This window comes from Veillonella sp. oral taxon 158 (assembly GCF_018376515.1).
Taxonomy (GTDB): Bacteria; Bacillota; Negativicutes; order Veillonellales; family Veillonellaceae; genus Veillonella; species Veillonella rogosae.
Genome location: NZ_JAHABE010000009.1, coordinates 23,159 through 46,061 on the forward strand (window position 1 = coordinate 23,159; position 22,903 = coordinate 46,061).

The 22,903-nt window shown below is 38.7% G+C and carries 22 protein-coding genes and 1 tRNA gene; 3 read left to right on the forward strand and 20 right to left on the reverse strand.

The window, feature by feature from the left end; all coding sequences use genetic code 11:
* Positions 1-36 precede the first annotated feature (36 nt).
* Positions 37-1,023, forward strand: coding sequence for a GMP reductase (locus KH364_RS06680; RefSeq protein ID WP_009351075.1), 987 nt, complete (start codon positions 37-39; stop codon positions 1,021-1,023).
* Positions 1,024-1,177: 154 nt separating this feature from the next.
* Here KH364_RS06680 and KH364_RS06685 read toward each other — a convergent pair whose 3' ends face one another.
* From KH364_RS06685 to ilvB, 14 genes are all read right to left on the reverse strand, one after another.
* Complete coding sequence (locus KH364_RS06685; protein ID WP_009351289.1) at positions 1,178-2,362, reverse strand: MFS transporter; 1,185 nt, start codon at positions 2,360-2,362, stop codon at positions 1,178-1,180.
* A 235-nt stretch (positions 2,363-2,597) separates the two neighbouring features.
* Complete coding sequence (gene dcuC / locus KH364_RS06690) at positions 2,598-3,953, reverse strand: C4-dicarboxylate transporter DcuC (protein ID WP_265138656.1); 1,356 nt, start codon at positions 3,951-3,953, stop codon at positions 2,598-2,600.
* A 179-nt stretch (positions 3,954-4,132) separates the two neighbouring features.
* Positions 4,133-5,311, reverse strand: a complete 1,179-nt coding sequence (locus tag KH364_RS06695; protein ID WP_273299050.1) for an amidohydrolase — start codon at positions 5,309-5,311, stop codon at positions 4,133-4,135.
* A gap of 95 nt (positions 5,312-5,406) precedes the next feature.
* Positions 5,407-5,589, reverse strand: a complete 183-nt coding sequence (locus tag KH364_RS06700; protein ID WP_009351246.1) for a hypothetical protein — start codon at positions 5,587-5,589, stop codon at positions 5,407-5,409.
* A gap of 138 nt (positions 5,590-5,727) precedes the next feature.
* A complete protein-coding gene (locus KH364_RS06705; protein ID WP_009351042.1) occupies positions 5,728-6,915 on the reverse strand; it encodes an aspartate aminotransferase family protein in 1,188 nt (395 codons plus the stop codon).
* Between the two features lie 90 nt (positions 6,916-7,005).
* Complete coding sequence (argB, locus tag KH364_RS06710) at positions 7,006-7,863, reverse strand: acetylglutamate kinase (protein ID WP_273299051.1); 858 nt, start codon at positions 7,861-7,863, stop codon at positions 7,006-7,008.
* A gap of 10 nt (positions 7,864-7,873) precedes the next feature.
* Positions 7,874-8,824: an N-acetyl-gamma-glutamyl-phosphate reductase gene (gene argC / locus KH364_RS06715; RefSeq protein ID WP_273299052.1), complete on the reverse strand. Its 951-nt coding sequence runs from the start codon at positions 8,822-8,824 to the stop codon at positions 7,874-7,876.
* Between the two features lie 122 nt (positions 8,825-8,946).
* A complete protein-coding gene (gene argF / locus KH364_RS06720; protein ID WP_288188093.1) occupies positions 8,947-9,960 on the reverse strand; it encodes an ornithine carbamoyltransferase in 1,014 nt (337 codons plus the stop codon).
* A gap of 28 nt (positions 9,961-9,988) precedes the next feature.
* A complete protein-coding gene (locus tag KH364_RS06725; protein WP_273299053.1) occupies positions 9,989-11,173 on the reverse strand; it encodes a M20 family metallopeptidase in 1,185 nt (394 codons plus the stop codon).
* 312 nt (positions 11,174-11,485) lie between these two features.
* Complete coding sequence (locus KH364_RS06730; RefSeq protein ID WP_273299054.1) at positions 11,486-12,808, reverse strand: metallophosphoesterase family protein; 1,323 nt, start codon at positions 12,806-12,808, stop codon at positions 11,486-11,488.
* A 91-nt stretch (positions 12,809-12,899) separates the two neighbouring features.
* The gene (locus KH364_RS06735) at positions 12,900-13,118 is read right to left on the reverse strand and encodes a hypothetical protein (protein ID WP_273299055.1); all 219 of its coding nucleotides are present in this window, start codon (positions 13,116-13,118) and stop codon (positions 12,900-12,902) included.
* A gap of 177 nt (positions 13,119-13,295) precedes the next feature.
* Positions 13,296-13,883: a carbonic anhydrase gene (locus KH364_RS06740; protein WP_273299056.1), complete on the reverse strand. Its 588-nt coding sequence runs from the start codon at positions 13,881-13,883 to the stop codon at positions 13,296-13,298.
* A 164-nt stretch (positions 13,884-14,047) separates the two neighbouring features.
* Positions 14,048-14,560, reverse strand: a complete 513-nt coding sequence (gene ilvN / locus KH364_RS06745) for an acetolactate synthase small subunit (protein WP_105082012.1) — start codon at positions 14,558-14,560, stop codon at positions 14,048-14,050.
* A gap of 8 nt (positions 14,561-14,568) precedes the next feature.
* Complete coding sequence (gene ilvB, locus KH364_RS06750; RefSeq protein WP_273299057.1) at positions 14,569-16,296, reverse strand: biosynthetic-type acetolactate synthase large subunit; 1,728 nt, start codon at positions 16,294-16,296, stop codon at positions 14,569-14,571.
* Between the two features lie 192 nt (positions 16,297-16,488).
* On the opposite strand from ilvB, the gene KH364_RS06755 reads away from it, so the two are divergent.
* Positions 16,489-16,767, forward strand: coding sequence for a glutaredoxin (locus tag KH364_RS06755; RefSeq protein ID WP_273299058.1), 279 nt, complete (start codon positions 16,489-16,491; stop codon positions 16,765-16,767).
* A gap of 52 nt (positions 16,768-16,819) precedes the next feature.
* On the opposite strand, the gene KH364_RS06760 is transcribed toward KH364_RS06755, so the two are convergent.
* From KH364_RS06760 to KH364_RS06770, 3 genes are all read right to left on the reverse strand, one after another.
* Positions 16,820-17,149: a nitrous oxide-stimulated promoter family protein gene (locus KH364_RS06760; RefSeq protein WP_054746914.1), complete on the reverse strand. Its 330-nt coding sequence runs from the start codon at positions 17,147-17,149 to the stop codon at positions 16,820-16,822.
* A 9-nt stretch (positions 17,150-17,158) separates the two neighbouring features.
* A complete protein-coding gene (locus KH364_RS06765) occupies positions 17,159-17,974 on the reverse strand; it encodes a class I SAM-dependent methyltransferase (RefSeq protein WP_273299059.1) in 816 nt (271 codons plus the stop codon).
* Between the two features lie 365 nt (positions 17,975-18,339).
* The gene (locus tag KH364_RS06770) at positions 18,340-19,092 is read right to left on the reverse strand and encodes a LemA family protein (RefSeq protein WP_265138646.1); all 753 of its coding nucleotides are present in this window, start codon (positions 19,090-19,092) and stop codon (positions 18,340-18,342) included.
* A gap of 230 nt (positions 19,093-19,322) precedes the next feature.
* On the opposite strand from KH364_RS06770, the gene KH364_RS06775 reads away from it, so the two are divergent.
* Entirely contained in the window at positions 19,323-19,742 is a 420-nt protein-coding gene (locus KH364_RS06775) for a hypothetical protein (RefSeq protein ID WP_273299060.1), read from the forward strand.
* 81 nt (positions 19,743-19,823) lie between these two features.
* Here the strand turns inward: KH364_RS06775 and KH364_RS06780 are convergent.
* The 3 genes from KH364_RS06780 to KH364_RS06790 form a co-directional block, all read right to left on the reverse strand.
* Positions 19,824-19,898: transfer RNA gene (locus KH364_RS06780), tRNA-Arg, on the reverse strand.
* Positions 19,899-20,027: 129 nt separating this feature from the next.
* Positions 20,028-20,486, reverse strand: a complete 459-nt coding sequence (locus KH364_RS06785) for a low molecular weight protein-tyrosine-phosphatase (RefSeq protein WP_273299061.1) — start codon at positions 20,484-20,486, stop codon at positions 20,028-20,030.
* A gap of 67 nt (positions 20,487-20,553) precedes the next feature.
* Positions 20,554-22,800: an autotransporter outer membrane beta-barrel domain-containing protein gene (locus KH364_RS06790; protein WP_273299062.1), complete on the reverse strand. Its 2,247-nt coding sequence runs from the start codon at positions 22,798-22,800 to the stop codon at positions 20,554-20,556.
* Between the last annotated feature and the right edge of the window lie 103 nt (positions 22,801-22,903).

A 22,903-nucleotide genomic window follows, 5' to 3' on the forward strand; every position in this document is an offset into this window, starting at 1 on the left:
GTTCAATATGTAATACCCGAAGGAGATATAGAAACTATGATTAACACAACGAACATCTTTGATTATGAAGACGTGCAATTGATTCCTAATAAATGTATCGTCAGTAGCCGTAGCGAATGTGATACACATGTAAAATTAGGTAAACGCACATTCCGCTTACCAGTGGTGCCTGCAAATATGCAAACTATCATTGACGAAGAGTTGGCTGAAAAATTAGCACGCGAAGGCTATTTCTATATCATGCATCGTTTCCAACCTCAACGTCGTATGGACTTTGTAAAACGCATGCACGACCTTAACTTATATTCTTCCATTTCTATCGGCGTAAAAGCTGAAGAATTTGCTTTAGTTGATGAATTCAAAAAAGCAAATTTAACACCTGAATACATCACAATCGATATTGCACATGGTCACTCCAATGCAGTAATCGAAATGATTCAATACATTAAAAAGAACTTACCTGAAACGTTCATTATCGCTGGTAATGTTGGTACACCAGAAGCAGTTCGTGAACTTGAAAATGCTGGTGCTGACGCTACTAAAGTAGGTATTGGTCCTGGTAAAGTTTGTATCACTAAATTAAAAACTGGCTTTGGTACTGGTGGCTGGCAATTAGCTGCTGTTCGCTGGTGCGCAAAAGCAGCTACAAAACCTATCATCGCTGATGGCGGTATCCGTGACCATGGCGACATCGCTAAATCTATTCGCTTTGGTGCGACTATGGTTATGATCGGTTCCCTCTTTGCTGGTCACGAAGAATCCCCAGGAGATGAAAAAATTGTTGACGGTAAAGCAGTAAAAGAATACTTTGGTTCTGCTTCTGAGTTCCAAAAAGGGGAACGCAAAAACGTAGAAGGTAAAAAAATCTTCATCGACTCCAAAGGTTCTATCTTTGATACATTAGTTGAAATGGAACAAGATTTACAATCTGCTATTTCTTATGCTGGCGGCACTACTTTACAAGCAATCCGCAAAGTAGACTACGTACTTGTTAAAAACTCCATCTTCAACGGCGATCGCTAAAATCAATACTACATACAAAAGCCACAGGTTCACCCTGTGGCTTTTTTGTATCCCCTTCTCCTTATTGATTATGAGGTAATATTTTTTAAAAATAATATTTCAATATAAAAAATTAGCCCCAAAGACACATTGTCTCTGGGGCTATTATTTAAGTTTAAACTTCAGTTTCTTTTGATTTATCCATTAACATATAAGCGTATTTACCAATACCTGCACTTACTACGAGTAATACAGTCAATACGATAAATGCAACAGTAAGACTTGTACCATGAGCGATGAAACCAATCAATGCTGGTCCCATCAAAATTCCCATATAGCCTAGCATTGTAGATGTTGCCACAGCTTGTGTCATAGGAATTACATTTTGTTCCCCCATAGCAGAGAACAAGTTTGGTACTACCATAGCTAAGGAGATACCAAGTAATAAGTAGGTATACATAGAACCATAGCCAGGTAAGAATACGATAAGGCCCATTGCAATAGCGCCTAACAAATACCCACCAATAACAACTTGTTTAGAGGTCAAATGTTTACCAATTGTATTCCCCAGCAAGCGGCCGATACACATAGTACCATTAAATAGCATAACGCCCATAACAGCCTCTTCGATAACGATACCTTTATCTTCGAACAGGTATAACGCACTCCAATCCCCTACTGCACCTTCAACTAAGTAAGATACAAAGGATAAAAGACCAAAGATAATGGCAATGGGATGGAAAGATAATGGGCTTTTAGATTTTTTTGTAACCTTTGCATTTGGATCACTGCCAAAGGTCAACATAAATTGGCTAACCACAACCATGGCAATAAATAATACGATGAGAAGTCCCCAAATACTTTCATTAACAGGTAAGGATAATATTTTTAAGAGCACCAGTAAAACACCAGCACCGGCAAAACCGCCTAAACTCCACCCACCGTGATAGGCACCCATTAAGTGTTTCTTACTCACCTTTTCGGTCAAAATAGCTTGTAAATTGGCAGACGCACCACTGAGTCCGACGCCAATACCAAAGAAGAACAAAGCGGCTGTGGTCGTAGCAATTGTAGAACACATGGTAACAACCGCAAGAGATAACATGCCAATAAAGCTAGCTAGTAAAACGACTTTCTTGCATCCAAAGTTCTCTACTAGCTTACCAGCTATGGCCATGGACAAACAAGAGCCTACACCGAGCACTAAAATCATGGAACCCAGTACATCTTCACCGATACTAAGCTTTGCTTTTAAATATGGCACAAAGCCAGCCCATAAAGCTGTATACATACCTGGGATAAAGAATCCTCCAAAGGCACCACGAATATTTGCTGTTGAAATAGAAACTTGATTGCTCATTACATCCTTTCTGGCTTCTAGAACCGTCCGGCGAAGAAAGGTCCTTTTTTATCCGCAAAGCGCTAAAACTTGCATCATTGCAGGAAACCATTTTAATTACATATGATTTAATCTTGGAATATAATAACCCTCTTTACGATACATGTAAAGAGGGTTTTGTAAATTTAAACTAAATTTAAAAAGCAATATAAAGTATATGTGGTTAAATATAACTAATTAGTATTTTAGATGTCAGTTAGTAAAGGATCCATATCCCCACACAGCTTGTAAGTAATGCCACAAGAACAGGAACAGCAGTTCGTTTAAGTAAGTCTACTGACTTAATATGCGCCACACCTGCTACGCCGACCATTACGGGACTAATAGGGCTAAGGAATAATCCTAGGCTTGCACCATTTTGCATACCAAGCATAGTAGTAATCGGATCAAGTCCTAAATGAGCTACGATATTTGGTACTAGTGGAACTAATGTAAATAAAGGTGCCACATTGCTGCCCGTTACCATGCTAAGACCTAACATACCGCCCCCTAGGACAGAGGTAAGTTCAACGGAGTTAAGAGATAGTATTTGTAGCGCACTAACCAATGAGTCAATAATGCCCAGACTAACTAAACCTTGCGCAAAGATTTGTCCCCCTATAATAAGGGTCACTGCATAGGAAAACTGGTTTCCCATACCCTCAAAGAAAATCGTCGTACTCTTAAGGACTGCCTGTAAATCACGGTGTCGAATCAATTCCGCTAACAAGGCAATACCAAAAGCGAGCATCATAGCCAGGGTTACATTCATCTTCACACCAGGAAAACCATATTGACTAAAGCCCAAGATAAAACACAATGGTAATAATGGGAATATCATATACAGCTTAGGCCCTATTGGAGCCTCTGGAATACTTTCACAAGCATCTATAGTCTTAGGTTCCTCCACTCGATCACGATATTTCTGCCAGAAAAAGTGTGCTATAGCCGTCACAATAGCGACTAAGAAATAAAGACGCAACTGGTAGCCTACAAAATAGTTTGGCACGGGCATATTCAAGGTCTTTGCAATGAGTAAGGTAGATACCGCACCAGGTCCTACGTCCATGAGATGTCCCGTAGCAATAACCGCTGCAGCCCCCACTGGGCTCACTCCAAGGCGAAGCAATACGGGATACATAGTAACCATCATAAGGAGGGCAAGACTCAATGGATTAGGTACACAAATAGACAGTCCCATATTAAGAAGAAACATTAGGGCCAGTACAATATATGGGCGATTCAGACGATATAAAGGACGTATAAATGTATGTGCCAATCTCGTCCCAGCCCCAATATGTTCCATATATTTTGCATAACCAGCACAGGTCATAATCATGAGGCCTAAATTTACTATATTCTCGGACGTCGTAATTCGCACAATATCCATAGCATCAAATACTAAGACACCTGTAGATTGAGACTCAACGAGTATAGCATCAATCCAATTTGCTTCATAAGCAATAAACATCATGAGAATCCCCATACCAATTAAAACTGGCTGTGGTTGATAGCGCTTCATTAACAATATACCTGTAATAGCAATAATGGTGATACATATAACTATATTCATAAATAAGCACCTCTCAACTAGAGAATATATATTAGACCTATATAAGATGTATACTACACTTGTATTAAACCCATGTTATACCTATATTATACCTATATCATGCACAAAAGATAAATAAAGATACAATGAAAAAGCACTATTATCCTAAGATAACAGTACTTTTATTCCTTCTTATACTTTTATTTATGCTCTTTTAACCATGCAATAGCATATTCTGCATATACGGCTGATGCCGCAGATAGTACGGAGTCATCCATATTGAATCGATTATTATGATGATCGTACGTAGCCTCGATTTCAGGGTTTTGAATCCCAATAAAAGCAAAGCAACCTGGTTTATCTTGTAAATACCATGCAAAGTCTTCGCCTGGCATTACTTTACGCATTTTAGAAAGTTTATCTTTACCTAATGTATCAATAACGACACGTTCCGCCAATTCGCTAGATGCAGGATCATTAATAGTAGGCGGTACTTTTTTTACATATTCTAATGTAGCAGTTGCTCCATAAGCCTCAGCAGTATGTTCTACTACGCGTCGTATGGATTCTACATAGTACTCTTCTTGATCTGGGTCAAAGAATCGAATGGTGCCACCCATTTTAGCTTCACCAGGGATAACATTCCATTCAGATCCAGAGTGAATATTACCAATAGTGAGTACAAGAGAATCTAAGGCACTCACATTACGAGACACTACAGTCTGCAAGTTCATTACAATGGCACTAGACACTACGATAGCATCCACTGCTTGATGTGGCTGTGCACCATGGCCTTGCTTACCTTTTACATTGATAGTAATTTGACTACTTGCAGCCATCCTAGGACCTTCCTCAACAGATATGAGTCCTGCTGGTAAGTCAATCCATACATGACCACCAAAGATAGCATCTATCTTATCATACCAATCACCAAATTTGATGAAATCTGGTGCACCCGCTCCTGTCTCCTCAGCAGGTTGAAAGGCTAAATATACGTCGCCTTCGATGCGCTCTTTCATAGACATTAACATCTTTGCAGCGCCTAACAAAATAGCCATATGACCATCGTGACCACAGGCGTGCATTTTGCCTTCAGTTTCTGATTTATAGTCTACTGTATTATGTTCGTGAACAGGCAATGCATCAATATCAGCGCGCAAAGCAATGGCTTTGCCAGGTTTACCACCTCGAATGATACCAATTAAGCCGATGCCCCGCTCTGTATCGACGTGAACCTCTACGCCCATAGATTCTAATTCTTTAGCCAAGGTTTTAGTTGTTTCAAATTCTTCATTACTGAGCTCAGGATGTTTATGGAAATATCTACGCCAATCTTGAACGTAGCTTTTATATTGTTCTATTAAATCGCGACTATGCATGATATCGCCTCCTTATAAAATCCCATAATCAAGGGGAATAACAGGGTAAAAGTAAAAGAAAACGACAGGCAGTGCCATGTCGTTTTCTTAGTTTCTTATCGGTTGCGCAATACTGCTTGTACCGCTAAGGATACAACAGCTGTTGCAACTGCCACAGCAGCAGTGATTTTTGCTGTTGTGAAAAGTTCTTCTTTTGTAGGTTTTGCTTTAGCAGCAATATCCAAAGTTTTTGCTACAGCAGGAACCAATACTTCATTACGTAAGGATTCTGTATTCATATTTACTCCTCCAATATAGACTGTTTCTTCTAGGTTAACACGAATGAGAACTAAAGTCTATATATTCATCGATTTATTCCAATAATTACACGGTTACGTAACTATTTTAAATGATATTTATGAAAGTTATCCTTAAAATTATTTTACAGCTAACTCTTCAATAGCTTCAGCTACAATGGTAATCGCTTTTTCCAATTGGTCTTGAGGAATATTAAGAGCTGGCAAAAGGCGTACTTTATTTTTTGCAGATAAGCATACAACGCCCTTTTCAAGACATTTCGGAATGACTGCTTTTGGATCTACTGTAGTTTCAATACCAAGCATGAGGCCCATGCCGCTCACACCTAGAATACCAGGTTTGCCTGCTAAGGTAGTTTTTACATAGTCCCCTTTTGCTTTTACAGAATCTAAGAATTCTGGTGTTAAACGATTAATGATAGTATTGCCTGCTGCCGCACAGATTGGATTGCCCCCAAAGGTTGTAGCATGTGCACCAGCATTTAACACATATTGCATCTTTTCATTGAATAATGTAGCACCCATAGGAAGGCCACCTGCTAAACCTTTTGCAGTAGATACTACATCTGGCTCAATGCCAAATTGTTGGTATGCGTATAGACTACCAGTACGGCCATTACCAGTTTGTACTTCATCGATTAACACGAGTTGATCCTGTTCATGAGCATATTTTGTTACTGCTTGTACGAACTCTTTATCTAGAGGCATAACGCCACCTTCACCTTGAATAGGTTCCATCATGATGGCACAAACTGCTGGATTATCAAGAGCTTTTAAGGCCGCATCAATATCATTGGCGGCTGTATGAATAAAGCCTTCTGTAAATGGGAAGAAATGTTGATGGAATACATCTTGGCCAGTGGCAGACAAGGTAGTAATAGTACGACCATGGAAGCTATTAACCAAGGTGACGATGACATGACGACCTTTACCGTATTTGTCATGGCTATATTTACGAGCTGCTTTGATGGCACATTCATTAGACTCTGCACCAGAGTTGGAGAAGAATACCTTCTTCATACCTGTTTTAGCACATAGTTGTTTGGCTAGTTCAATTTGTGGCAAGGAATAGTATAAATTAGAGATATGATTCAATGCATGAGATTGCTTTGTCACAGCTTCAGTCCACTCGTCATCATCTACACCAAAAGCCGTTACACCGATGCCAGAGCCAAGGTCTATATATTCTTTACCATTTACATCCCATAAAAGGGAGCCTTTCCCCTTTTCAAAACATACGTTAAACCGGCCATACGTATTGGCTATATATTCTTTATCTTGTTGTTCAAAATCCATTGTATTACTCATTACATCCTCCGAACGTACGGTCGCGCCGTCGTCTATCTATGTGAAAGGTAACGATAGTAATAAACAATTACCATCGTTATACCTACTGTATTACTTTACAAACATGGTACCAAGACCTTCATCAGTCAATAGCTCAATAAGAATAGCATGTGGAATCTCACCATTGATGATAAATACCTTTTGAGCTCCTGATTTAATGGCCTCTAAGCAGCAATCTACTTTTGGGATCATACCGCCAGCAATAATACCTTCTGCTTTTAATTGATCCGCCTCTGCCATAGTGATTTTAGAGATTAGAGAACTAGGATCATGTACATCACGTAGCACACCATCAATATTTGTCATGGCCACCATTGTTTCTGCCTTAAGGGCACCGGCAATTTTTGCGGCTACCGTATCAGCATTAATATTATATGTCTTGCCATCAGCCCCCATACCAATAGACGAAATAACAGGAATATAGCCACGGCTAATGACATCATGGATAATGCTCGTATCAATGGTATCTACAGAGCCGACATACCCAAGTTCTTCATTTTGTTTGTGAACTTGAATCATATTACCATCTACACCACAAAGACCGATTGCTTTACCACCAAGATCGGTAAGATCTGCTACGAGACCTTTATTAACCTTACCAGCTAACACCATTTGTACAACATCCATCGTCGCTTCATCGGTAACGCGTAAACCATTAGCAAAATGGGAGTCAATATTCATAGCCTCTAAAGTACTATTAATGGCAGGACCACCGCCATGAACGAGAACAACCTTTACGCCTACTAATTGGAGTAATAACAAATCCTTCATAACAGATTTTTTTAATTCTTCATCAATCATGGCATTGCCGCCGTATTTAACGACTACGTACTGATCTGTATATTGTTTTATATATGGAACGGCCGCCGTTAGTATCTGCGCCCGCATTGCGTTTGATACATCCTTCATAGTATTACCTCTACCCCAATGCTAATCCAGTCTCTTCTGGCAAGCCTAACGCAATATTCATGCATTGAACGGCTGCACCAGATGCACCTTTACCTAAATTATCGAAAATAGCATGAATCATAATGCGTTCATCGTTGCCAGTCACATAGATTTTCATGCTATCTGTGTTGCTCAATTGATTTGCATTTAACATGCCGATATTACTGTTCTCAGTAAATGGTACGACAGTAATAATCGGGCTACCTTTATAAAAGTTTTCCAATGCCTGTTGCACTGTATCAATGCTTATTGGCTTTTGACATAAACGACTGTGAACGCCTACCGTTACTTCCATGCCAGAATAATAATCGTCAACGATAGGCATAAAAATAGGTGCTTCACTAAGACCACATACATGTTGAACTTCTGGCAAATGCTTATGTTGTTGACTTAGACCATATTGGCGCGGTGCATAGAGGAAATAATCCTTTGGATTACTTTCATATTGGCCAATCATTTTTTTACCACCACCGCTATAGCCGGTTAAGGATGTAATGGTGAAAGGATAATCTGTTGGCACAAGATTTGCTTTTATAAGGGGCGCAATGCAAGCAATCATGCCACTCGCGTGACATCCTGGGTTTGCAATGTGTTTTTCTGTGGCAATAGCCTTTTTATAATCAGTACCGAGTTCTGGGAAACCATAGGCCCATTCATCAGCAGTTCTAAACGCAGTAGATGTATCAATTACCTTACAAGGTAGCTCACCGATAGCAGCCATAATCTCTTTAGATGCCGCATCAGGCAAGCAGAGAAATACAATATCTGCCCCTTTAGCTACCTCTTTAATAGCCTCCACATTTTTACGATCCTCATCAGCTGTAGCTAATAGCTCTATATCTTTTCTATCGGATAACCGTTCATGAATTCTTAAACCTGTTGTGCCTTCATGACCGACAATAAATACTTTATAGGGTGTCATAGTAAACCTCAATTCTCACCTATTGGTGACTCACACCTATTTATTCAATTCTCAGTTATTACTTTCAGCGATTATAAATAGGAAACAAACTATACGATTCATCACCTTCTAGGGAGATGAAATTATTTCATTGGATAGTCACTAAAGGTAGCAACCATAACGGCCTTAATCGTATGGAGACGATTTTCTGCTTCTTGGAATGCTAAGGAATTTGGACTTTCAAATACCTCTTCCGTTACCTCAATACCATTCATGCCAAACCGTTCAAAGATATCTTTACCTACTTGTGTTTCTGTATTGTGGAATGCTGGCAAGCAGTGACAGAATTTGGTATTTGGATTACCTGTTAATGCCATCATTTCAGCGTTAACTTGGAATGGTTTAAACGTATTGATACGTTCTTCCCACATATCGTATGTATCACCCATAGTTACCCATACACCTGTATAAATTACATCTAAGCCTTTAACCCCTTCAGCTACGTTATCTGTACATGTGATGGTAGCACCTGTTTCTTTTGCAACCTTCAAACATTCTTCATAGAATGGACCGGCTGGCCAGTATTGTTTAGGTCCGATAAGTCTAAAGTCCATACCCATTTTAGCGGCGCCACTCATTAAGGCATTACACATATTAGATTGACCATGACCCACATAAGCATAGGAGATTTCATTCAATGGTTTATCAATATTTTCTTGAAGCGTCAAAAAATTCGCTAGTGTTTGTGTAGGATGATCCATATCGGTAAGACCGTTCCAAATAGGAACCCCAGAATATTCTGCCAAGGTATCTACATCCTCTTGAGCAAAGCCTCTGAACTCGATAGCATCATACATAGATCCTAGAACACGAGCTGTATCTTTTAAGGATTCCTTTTTATTCATTTGGGAACCTGTAGGGCCAAGATATGTTGTCTGAGCCCCTTGATCCGCAGCACCTACTTCAAAGGCACAACGAGTCCGGGTAGAATCTTTTTCAAAGATAAGAACGAAGTTTTTGCCTTCTAATGTTTTAATTTCTTTACCCGCTTTTTTATCTGCTTTCAATTTTGCTGCTAAGTCCAAGAAGTATTTAATTTCTTCTGGTGTGTATTGAAGCATTGTTTTAAATGATGTATGTTGTAAACTCTTCATGATAACCTCTTATTTCAAACTACTTATTTAACTACTTTTCTTGTAAAAATTCGGCGGCAATAGCAGCCATCATTGTTATACCAGGTTCCAGAATGCTTTCATCAATGGTAAAGCATGCGTTATGCAAGGCAGGATTACCTTCAAAGCCTGTGCCTAACCAAAGGAATGCACCTTTAATTTTACTTAGGTATGCGGAGAAGTCCTCTGCCGCCATGGATGGAAAATCGGGATGTACCACCGCCTCTTTACCAAGGTATTTTTCTACGATAGATGTGGCATAATCAATAGCCTCTGGATAATTGATAGTAGCACCATGACCACGTTTATAATCTAAAGTACTTTCTGTTTTAAACATCACATCAAGTGCCTGTAAGCTTTCACCTAATCGTCGCTCAATATAATCTCGTTTTTCTGGTTCATAGGTACGGCAAGTGCCCTCTAGATACACATCACCACAGCCTACGTTATATCGGTCACCACCATTGATGACACCGATAGTACACACAAGATTTTCCATTGGATTCGTTTCACGAGCCACCATAGACTCTACATTAACAATCCAGTTTGCAGCAGCCACGATGGCGTCTATCCCATTGTGAGGTTCCGCACCATGAGTAGCCTTCCCTTTAATGTGTACGAGGAAGTGATCCGAAGCAGCCATGAGATTACCTTTTTTCAGTCCTACAGTTCCCACTGGTAGTTGAGGCCACACATGAAGACCATATATCTCATCTACGTCATCGAGGATACCGCTATCTACAATACCTTGAGCACCTGGGAATAAAGCCTCTTCTTCCGAAGGTTGAAATACGAGCTTTACAGTGCCGTGCAATTGGTCTTTTATAGACTGTAAAATGGCTGCGGCCCCAAGCAAAATCGCTATGTGGCTATCGTGTCCACAAGCGTGCATAACACCTTTATTTTGGGACGCAAATGGTAAACCTGTTTCCTCATGAATGGGTAATGCATCTATATCGGCACGCAATGCAATAACGGGACCTGTATGAGCTCCTTCGATCTTGCCGATTACCGCATAGTCAGAAATATCATTTACAAAAGGGATGCCTAGTTCGGTGAGAACCTTTTGAATAAATAAAGATGTATTTTGCTCTTCACCAGATAACTCTGGATGACTATGAATATGTCTCCGCCATGCTATAACTTGTTCTATATATTGTGAGGCGTATTGTTTAATTAAATCTTGTAATGTATTCATTACTGTACCTCCTTTATACACATCATGTATTATTTATACGTATTTTGTGTATTTTTATAACTTATGTACGTATTATAATACCTCAAATCATAAATCACAAGTATTTATACGTAATTTATGTATTTTTATTTGATATATTACAAATTAATTTTAGTCATAGAACTGTAAACTTAACGTTAACATATTACAGTCTTAGGAGATTTCTCATAAAAACAATTAATATATGGCTAATATTTTTTTAGTATAAAAACAAAAAGACACCTTTCAAAGAAGGTGTCTTTTCTCTCTTTCATCTTATTTAGTATTATAATCTTATTTTTCAATGACTGATTCATCGAGCTGTGTACCATCAGGCAAGAATGCTTTTACAATCAATTTATTTGGTGTAACAGTCATAGTCATATAGTTATTTTTGTCACGATCTGGCGCAACATATACATCTAGTGGATGCGCTTTCCACTTAGGACGGCGAGCATCACCTGCGATTCCAGTAAGGATATAAAGAGGACCAGATGAATCTCGATCAAAATTGCGCACATGCCCTCTATTACGATAGGAATGTAAATGAGCTGACAGAACTAAGTCTACATTAAACTCATCAAAGATAGGCATAAACAATACGCCCTCTTCGTTGAATCCTACATCACGACTTGCACCAGGGCGATCAAAGGCATATTGGAATGGATCCCGATGCATGAGGACTACAGTCCACTTTTTAGTATTAGCTGCTAAATCTTGGCGTAACCATTGAATCTGTACATCATAAAGATCTGGATGATGCGTATCATGATTGTCGTCATGATTGCTTTCATAAAGTTGCGTATCTAATACAACATAATGAACATCACCGAAGTCATAGGAATAATAACGACGATTAAAAATTTCATTCCCATTAGGCGGTACTGCGAAGTAATTCAAATACGCATAAGGCTCACGCATTTTCCAATCTAATGTATACATCTCGTGATTGCCTAAGGTCGTTGCTAACGGCACATTAGCACTCAATGGTCTAATGGAATTTAACCAAGTGCGCCATTGATAGGCATGCTCTCCATTATCTACGAGGTCACCCATACTAATATACAGAGCGGTCCTTGGATTGCGATGTGCTGAGTCCTTTACAATCTCTTCCCACTGAGAATAATCCCCTGATTGAGAATCTGGATAGATAAGAACATCATATACACTAACGCCAGCTGTTTCCAGAGAGTACCAATCACTACGACGATCATTACCATAACCAACGCGATATTCATATTTAGTATTAGGTGTCAAACCTGTCAATGTGGCCTCATGAATATAGGTAGTACTACCATCATCGGTAAAAGCTTTATCTGTAGCGCCTATCGTTTGGGACTTTTCAGCGCCCTCTAGACGATACTCTATTACCGCATCAGCTTCGCTATTATCTGATTGCCACATTATGGTTCGGCTTGTGCTATTATCTTGAGCTACGATTTGTCGAATATAACGGCTTTCAGAATCAAGGAGCGGTTTTATCTCTTGACCACTCACAACAGCTGCAGTCCGAGCAATTCGACTGTATATAGTATCCCTATATACATAGCTACCTACAATAGCACCAACCACGGTAATAATAGCTAGTAAGGATATAATTAATCTTTTTTTGTTCATATAATTCCTTTATTAACTAAACTGTTTGACTAATATTTAATATGAACACATTATAAAACTTACACTTAACTTTAAGTCAAATAAGATTTTGCTATACTTCTTCAACATCTACATTTCTATATCTAGCAGAAACACAGCCCAACATATTTAATTGCGGTATGTTCCATTCATTAGGTAAATAGATATCACAGGAAAGCTCATCGCCTATAGAGTTATTAGCTATAAATTGATAGCGCCCCAACTCTTCATTGCTACATACTCTTTCAAGCTGATTTAAATTAGTGGCACCCCAAAAGCGACTAAATTCCATCCAAATAGTTTCTGCCTCAGCTTGAGATAACTCGACCTGCAATCTATATTTTATACCAACTTTACAGCGTTTTTTTAAGCCCTTTTCGTCAGCACTACAAACCTTAGTGGAGCCTTTATCAAAAGACCATTCTAGACCATCTAACGATTTAATTTGGGTAGAAAGAAGATTTATCTGTTATTTTTCGTAATATTGCTTCATTTGTGTATAGCCATTAACGATAACTTCGATTTCACCAGTTCTAGGATGGAAGATGAGACCGTGTATAGGCACATCTTTAGGAATTAATGGGTTCATGCGCAACTCGTCTACTGTATCCTCTACATTCTCAGCAGGATGTGTAAAGCCATCTGCCCAGCGTTCCATTTCTTTTCGCACCATGTGAATCGCTTCAGGTGCAATGCCACGAGCTAACATTTTTTGTGTTAAGTTCTCAGCTGTTGTTTTAGCCATACCACATTCGTGGTGACCAATGATAAAGATTTCATTAACACCGAGTTCATAGATACAGACTAACAAACTGCGTACAACTCCATCAAAAGGACCTGTAATGCAGTTGCCAGCAGTCTTAACGATTTTTGCTTCACCGCGACCGATATCCATGGAATCCTCTAAGAAATTGACAAGGCGTGTATCCATGCATGTAACGATAGCCATTTCGCGACTTGGCATTTTACTACATTTTGTATCGATATCTACATAACCTGTATTTTGATCTTCTACGTATTCTCTATTATGGGCCAAAATATCATCTAATAAACTCATAGTACCTCCTATAAAAAAAGACCTTGGCCAGCAACCAAGGTCTTTACATCAATAATGGTCGATATAAATATTATATCATATGCAGTTCTACACACTCTAAACCATTACCATTTCTGTAATACACTTACATTATAAATGGACTTAAGTTAGATTTAAAACATCTCTTATTTATCAGGTGTAGATAATGCCTCGATTGCCACGCTACCACCGCGTACAACTTCAATGCGATTCACGAACATATCTTTAAATAAGGCAATCATGTCATTATTTTTAGATACGGTCTTTACACATTGTATCAGTACAGACTTACGGTTATAGTCCACCACTAAGAGATCAAAGGTTTGAGCAATACGAAAGATTTCTTGTTTATCTGCTTCTTTACAGTTATTAACCTTGATAAATAATAACTCTTTTTTCGTAATCGGCATATCCGTAAAGTCGATAACCTTAATGACCTCTACACTGCGGTTCAATTGTTTAATAATTTGTTCATACGTCAAATCATCGCAAGTAAGGTCAATCGTCATACGAGACATAGTAGGATCTTCTGTTTCCCCTACCGTCAATGTATCTAAATTATAGTTTTTACCTGCAAAGAGGCCTGAAATTTTGGCCAATACGCCGATTTGGTTTTCTACATACGCTGAAATGCAGCGCTTTTTCATATGTACTTCCATAGCCCCTCCTATTTTTTATCCTTTAATAACATATCACTTAAAGATTTACCTGCTGGTACCATTGGCAATACGTTGAGCTCTGTAGGAATGATGAACTCTAGTAAGGTTGGGCCATTTTTGAAAGTATCCGCCAATTGGAACCCTTTTTCAATATCCTCAACTTTAGTAATGCGCATTGCCTTAGCACCATAAGCCTCTGCCAATTTCACGAAGTCTGGCACATATTCAAACTCATCATTATCAATGATATCTCGTGTAACAATGGAGCTTTCATCCATCATCAAATTCGTACAAGCATACCGTTTATCGTAGAACAATTGTTGCCATTGACGAACATTACCGAGGAAGCCATTGTTTAAAACAATTAGCGTCACAGGTAAACGATAGTGCATAGCGGTAGCAAACTCTTGGATGTTCATTTGCACTCCACCATCACCACAGATGGCAAATACGCGCTTATCTGGATTCCCCATTTGAGCACCTAGTGCTGCAGGGAAGCCATAGCCCATAGTTCCTAAACCGCCAGAAGTCAGCATTTGGTGTTGTCCTTGTACCTCTAAGAACTGAGTAGTCCATAGTTGGTTTTGACCTACGTCAGTAGTAACAATTGGACGATCATAGTGATTATTGATGTAGTCAATTACTGTTTGAGGTGTTAAACCTTCTTCATCAGCTTGCGTTACAGGACGTTCTGCTTTAAGCTGTTGCAGTTGTTCAGGCCAATCACCAAGATCATGAGGCTCAATATACTCTAAGAGTTTTTCGATAGCCAATTTAGCATCGGCTACGATTGGAATATCTACTTTAATATTTTTAGAGATAGATGCTGCATCTACATCGATATGAATAATCTTACAATTTTGTGCAAAGGTACTTAATTTACCCGTAATGCGGTCATTGAAGCGAGTACCAATAGAAATCATTACATCACAATCTGTGAGTGCCACATTTGGTGCATAGCCGCCGTGAATCCCTACATTACCGAGGTATAGAGGATGACGTGTATCTACGGCCCCTTTCCCCATCAAGGTCGTTACAACTGGAATGCCTGTTTTTTCAATTAAATCCATCATAAGCTGGTTGGCACCACTAATGCTGACGCCACCACCTAATAGGAACAGTGGTCGCTTAGCCTTAGAAATGATGGAGCAAGCTTTTTTTACTTGCCCTACGTGAACAGCCATATTCGGTTTATAACCGCGAATATTAACCTCTGTAGGATATTCATCAGACCCCATCGCCTTTTGAATATTTTTAGGAACATCTACTACTACAGGACCTGGACGACCGGTACGAGCAATGTAGAAAGCTTCTTTCAAAATGCGACCTAAGTCTTTACGATCACGCACAGTGACAGCATATTTACAAATATTACGGACGATACCAACTGTATCCACCTCTTGGAAGGCATCATTGCCCATAAGACCTAAGTCTACTTGGCCAGTAATACAAACGAGAGGCACACTATCTGCATAAGCAGTAGCAATACCTGTTACAAGATTGGTAGCACCAGGCCCAGAGGTTACCATACAAACCCCTACCTTACCCGTGCTACGAGCATACCCATCAGCAGCATGAGCTAAGGCTTGCTCGTGACGAGGCAAAATAACCTTTACCTGATCTTGTTTATATAATTCATCCATAATATCAATAGTAGCAGCCCCAGGATAGTTAAATAAGATTTCTACCTGCTCCTCTTGAAGGGCTTTTACCAAATACTGCGCGCCTGAAATCATAGGTGTCTCCTTATCTATGTAATACATGCATATTGCATTCTCAATATTCTCATTAGTTATATCTAAAAAATTGAATATCTTATATAGATGTGTTATACTCAATATAGTATCATATGTTGTGGTACATGAGTATGTATAAAATCTCAAATTATATAAGTATGTGTTGATTCTATCTGGAAAGGACTGTGTAACATGAAAGAAATCTTAGGTTTCCACTTGAACGGTTGCCCTTACTGCGCAAACGCATTCCGCGCTATCGATGAACTCGTTGCAGAAAACCCTGCATACGCAGATATTCATATTAACTGGGTTGAAGATCAAGATGCTCACGAGCTCTTCAAAACTCATCCATATGAATACTATCCAAACTTGTGGTTTGACCTCGACAAACAATACGAGGCTCAACCTGGTGAAAGCTATGAACAAACAAAAGCTTTAATCAAAGCTGTATTGGACAAAGCAATCGCGTAATCTAGTATTACATAAAAATGTGATAAATCCATTAAGAAAGAGGCTAGCAGTGCTAGCCTCTTTTTTTGTCTTTCCATTCAAGATACATATGTTTAATTACTTGGATCGGTGATACAAATAACATTCTAGGCCCACCATATCGCATGATTTCACGTATCTTTTCACGATATGTTGGTCCATAGCAATGTGTTTTACATACGCTGCAAAAGGTTTTACTTTCCATATGTGGACATACATCAATACGATGCTCTGCATAATGCCAAACGTCTTGGCACTCCTCACATAGTTCACCTTTAGGCGTGTGGTGTTTATCACGACAATAGATGCCAATAATTTGGTACATAGTTTTTAGTTCTAACTTACGTTTTTCATCAACTGTCACGTTAATCTCCTATTTCACAGACCAAGAAACCCAAGCGACCTTATCAACGGTCTTATTATGAATTTCACCATTGATAGCTAGTGGTTCAATGAGATTTCTAATCTCTTCTTTCATATCATCTATTGCGCCCCAGCCGTTATTATGAAGGCGCATAGTAAAGTAATTAACAGCCTTCTCAAGAGACATAACCTCTGTTTCAGGAACCGTTTTATAAGTTACTTTCACATTATGCCCTATTTCATGGATAGCCTCTAAGCACTCTTTCATCTTTCCATCCCAAGGGAATGAGTCGCGACCAAAGAAATGTTCAGATAACATATCTACCATTTCATCACTGCGCTCGCTGAAAGCAATCCACAAGCATTTATCATGACTTGCTTCGTGCATGGCACGAATATTTTCTACATCAAACATGATGGGACAGAAAATGCTATACGCCAAGTCGAAACTCTTATCCCAACTGAGTTCTCGACGTGTTTCATCAGACCAAGGTGCGATATATAAGCTCAAGTCAAGACCTTCTGCCTCTGCCAATTGTTTAGCACCTCGAATCATACCGTCAGATAAATCGATACCTGTTGCCTTATACCCTTCACGTGCTAATCCTAGGGCATAATCGCAAACGCCACAGCCTATGTCTAAAGTGCGTCCACCAGCTGCGGGTAATAGATTTTCATCCTTTAAAAATGCTAAAAATTCAGTTACTTGTGCTTTTCGATCCTCTCGATTGTGCATTTCCACAAAATATTCGGAACGGTGATTCCACGCATCTTGCTCATCGCGCCAAGCTTCGTTGACCGTAAGCTCTTGTATTGTATTTGTCATAATATCCCCTCTAATTAGCTACATACAAATATGTACAAGCTATAGATATATAAGTTATAAGTAGTTTTCACTCAGTTAAATTTACAATGTAATTTAACTCTCCCCTATATGCCTAGTGTTCCGTCTAGGAGGTTCAGATTTTCATATAGCTATTTTTATTGTACATCATTCTCAAAATAAAATGTGTTACTCAAGTCACATTTATTATGCTATTTCAATATTATTAAATATGTATTTTCACATAAAGACTATTGAATGTGCTTTTTACAAAAACAAAAGACTCCACTCAGTAAGTGGAGTCTTTTATCTCTCGTTTTGCAAATAGGTTTATACTATCTGCTCATATACATCAATTGAGTATATGATTATTTCTCTTCTTTTTTCTCTACCGGAGCAGGCGCCTCTTCAGTTTTAGGAGCTTCTGTTTCAGTTTTCTCTTCAGTCGTTACACTCTCATTATTAGCAGCTTCACGCTCTTGTCTGATACGTTCTTCTCGCTTAGCTTGTGCCTCTTGTTCTCTCTTTTCAAAGGACTCACTAACTTTATCAGTAGTTTCTTTTAATTTATCGCGACCTTTCAATGCAAGCTCTTTAATCGCTTCTGGATCGGCACCACTGAACTCAGCCAACGCACCTTCATTATTTGGATCAAAGAACGGAGCTTGTTTAAAACCTAATAAGGATGCTACAAATACCATCGGAATTTGTGCGATAGCACTGTTGTATTGCTTAACTGCATAGTTATAAATTTCCCGTTTATTGGAAATAAATGTTTCGTTTTCGCTAATAGCTTCTAAGAATTTACCATATTGAGTATTGGCTTTCAAATCAGGGAATTGATTTGCTAAGGCAGTAATATTTTGTACCGCCTTAGATGTTTCACGAGCCATTTCTACAAAGTTATCAGAAACTTTCAACTGAATTAGTTTTTCATAATCACCATACTCATTTACAAGACCTGTAAATTGGTTTACGATAGCAACCTTTTTCTCGTAAGCAACGATAATATTAGCACGTGCTTCTTTTATCTCTACAGTCAAATTTTGCAATAAATTGTATTGCTTAATAAAGAAGTAAATCAAGAATACAATTAAGAAAAATATTAGTGTTGAAAGCATAGAACCCTCTCCATTTCTATTACAAATAACAATGCAAATTTGAGAATATTATATCATACCGAATATATAAGAAATATGAAATTTCATTCATGAAGCATAAATTATTGAATACTCCATTTAGTAGTTCGTGCATGTATTTCCATTCGTTTCTCTCCTATTACTAGAATTAATATAGCTGTTTCATATATTATTTATATTTATTATAATAAAGAAAAGGAGGCTTTGAAAGTATGGGAAAATATATGATAATACTTATGTTTCTATTGATCGCTATTGCTGTAGTTTTTGCTACTTATAACTTATCTATAATTAGATCTATGCCTCCTGAAGAGCGTTATAAACTTCTTTACTTTAAGGATGATCAAGTCTCTATAGGCATTGGCTTAGTAAGAAGAACATTTAAATTAAGCGATATTCGTGAGGTACGTTTTTCTAAAGGTAAAAAATTCCGTAGCATGGGCAGCTGGGCCGGCAGAATGCAAATTTGCAAACTAAATGGTAAAACAAGCCGTTGGATAGAATTTGATGGTACTGTCTATTACAAAAAGATGGTATATATAACTAATGAAGAAATCATTGATAAATCAATAGACTTACTGATGAATGAATTCCAAGCACGAGGAATTCGTTGTACTAAATATAGATGCTAACATATAATTTTCTGAACTATACATCAACCTAAAGAATAAAGACACATAAAAAGGCTTCTCGAAATCGAGAAGCCTTTTATTTGGTGCGCCTAGCAGGAATCGAACCTGCGCACCCGGTTCCGGAGACCGGCGCTCTATCCCCTGAGCTATAGGCGCATGAATACCTAAAAATTATACCATATAACGCTATGGTTCGGTAGTACAAAGTATATACAAACACTAGGTTCATATAGAAAAGCCCCTAATATTAAGTTGTATATCAACTAATATTAGGGGATATTTTAATTAAAGACTCTCTTTAATTAATTCTAATAGAGCATCGCAACTGTGACTTACATCGTCATAGGTTTCATCAAAATTCCCCGTATACCAAGGATCCTTTACATCACGGCTATCACCAATAAAAGACATAGCCTTATACACCTTAGCATCTACATCATCTCCAATGATACGTTTTAAATTACGTCCATTATTTTCATCCATAATAACGAGGTAATCGAAGTTGTGATAGTCATCAACGGTCACTTGGCGAGCCTTACGACGAGTATAAGGAATACCCATTTCATCTAGCTTTTGCTTAGTTCCATAATGAGTATCGTTGCCTATCTCCTCACGAGATGTAGCGGCAGATTCAACATAAATAGAATCACTTAATCCAGCCTTATCAACAATATGCTTCATATAAAACTCTGCCATCGTAGAACGGCAGATGTTACCGTGACAGATGAATAAAATTTTAGTCATAATATACTCCTTACATACTAATAGTCCTTACAGCATACGCTATAAGGACTATTAGTGCAATATTTAATTAGAAGTTGTGTCGTACCCCTGCATCGATACGCCATGTATTATCTATGGTAGCACCAAAGTTTTTAGTGAATGTACTATATAGATATGTACTAGGACGAATGCTCCAAGAGCCGCCGATTTCCGCATCAAGCCAAGTATCCTTCAAGTCAACTGTAGTTTGTACTGTTGGGTTACCTGGTGCAGAGTATGTAGTGTTCAATTTACCAGAGAATTCATGAGCTAGTGCTAATTTAGCAAAGATATTTGATTTTTCTGTTTCTTTGCCAATGCCAATGCCGAGTCTACCTACAGCAGAGTTCACAGCATCAGATTTAACATGCATGGAGCCACCGCCAACAATAGACGCATCATAGGATACACCTTTTAAACGACCTAAGATAAATTCTACACTAGGATCAATGTAGAAGCCATTTTGTTTCTTAATACGCTTACCATATTCAGCACTCAAGGATGTACCAAATGTATGGTAGTTACCATTTAATCGTTGGCCGCTCATAGAGTTAAGGCTATAGTCGTTGGATAATCTATTACCACGAGCGATAATATCTAGATAACGACCATCATCGTGTTGTTTTGTACCATATAAGGCAACACCACCAAGTTTACCATCGCCACTGCCATTAGCATATGAATTACTAGATGTACTGTAATCAATAGCACCACCAAAGATCCAACCATTGGATGCTTTATGGTCGTAGCCTACTTGTACACCGTTATATGTCATATGTGCATCAGCGCCATCTGTAACCTTAGATTTACCACCTATATATTTAGCCCATACTCCTTTATCTGTATTAGCTAAACGAAGGTCACCTAAACGACGTTGTAAATCATTAGTATTATTTTTCCACGCCATAACTGTTGAAGTAAGGGCTGATTTTGTACCACTCACCAAGGATGATTCACTACTACGAGTAATCTTTGTTGTATCATCTACAACGAGATGACCTTGAGAATCAAAATGATTTGCCCCTAGGTCTGCAACAGCACCAGGTGTAGTGATGCCTTCATTAATTTGAACTGTTGTGCTAAGCTTCTTATCATTGCCTGTGTATTGCAATTTCTCAGCTAATGCTTGAATATCTTTTTTGTAGCTTGCATCATCGATGGTATTACCGGAATGGTCGCCTTGCATCGTAATATGGCTATTATCCGCCGCATGTTCAACGATGATTTGCCCTTTTCCTGTATCGCTAGCCGGCACACCGGATTTATAAATAGCATTCACATAACCGCTGTAATTTTGGATCGTAATTGGTCGAGCATCGATAGGATGAATGTTACCTGCTGCAGTTGGGTTAACACCACCTACAAGATTGCGAACCTTACTGCCCTTGTATAGGTACGCTGCATTATCCCCTGATGGACGTTCTTTTTTAGGTGTAGGGCGCTCCTTACCAATCCACTCATTATTCCAAGTAGCACCATTTTGTAGATATATATCTGCACCAGAATTATGAGGGTTTTTATTGCTTTCAGCATATTCATTTAACACAGCACCAGTAAGGCTAGAGTTTGGTGTTGTGAAAGCTAAACCAACATTCGTCGGTTCTTCATTATGGTTTGGATCGCGACCATAATCCTTATCGATTAAGCCTACATTACCAACAGCAACCAAGTCTTTGGTACCTGGATGTTTACCATCAGAGCCTGCATTTACATAGACATCACCCTCTTCAGCTACTACAGAGTACGTATCAGATGTTTCTAAAGGATGGGTAATGATACGACCACCACCATCAACAATAATATGACCGCGCTGATTAGCTTGTAAACCTACACCGATAGCATCGATATCCACATTACCTTTCACATGAATATTAGTATCACCATAGTCTCGATCAGGGTTATCTTTACTTAGACGTGGTACCTTACCGCCATAACCAGCATAGACTGCACTCATATAATAATGACCTAATTCTCTCTTCGATGCTGGTGCATCATTCTTTAATCGTACAATAAGGTCTTTATCTACCGTTAGTTGTGAACCAAAGCCATTATAAATACCTGTAACATTCTTACTTTTACCGGCCTCTGTTAAACTTTTACCATGTACATTAACGGTTAATGTATCCTCTATGTGTTTAACCTCAGGTTGCGTTTGTACTGGTGACCCCATTGTTAAGCCTAGCAATTGCTCTGCTTTATCGCTGGTAGCATTAAATTCTGTAGCCATTGCAGAATAAGACATGCCAGTTAACACTAACGCAGCCATCACAGCCGACACATGACGTTGTAATTTCATAAGTATCTCTCCTTTTTCCCTACCTTGTAGGTTGGTACCCTCACAGAACGACATAGACACAAAAATATAAAAAGACCCCCTAAGTCCAACTTAGGAGGTCTTG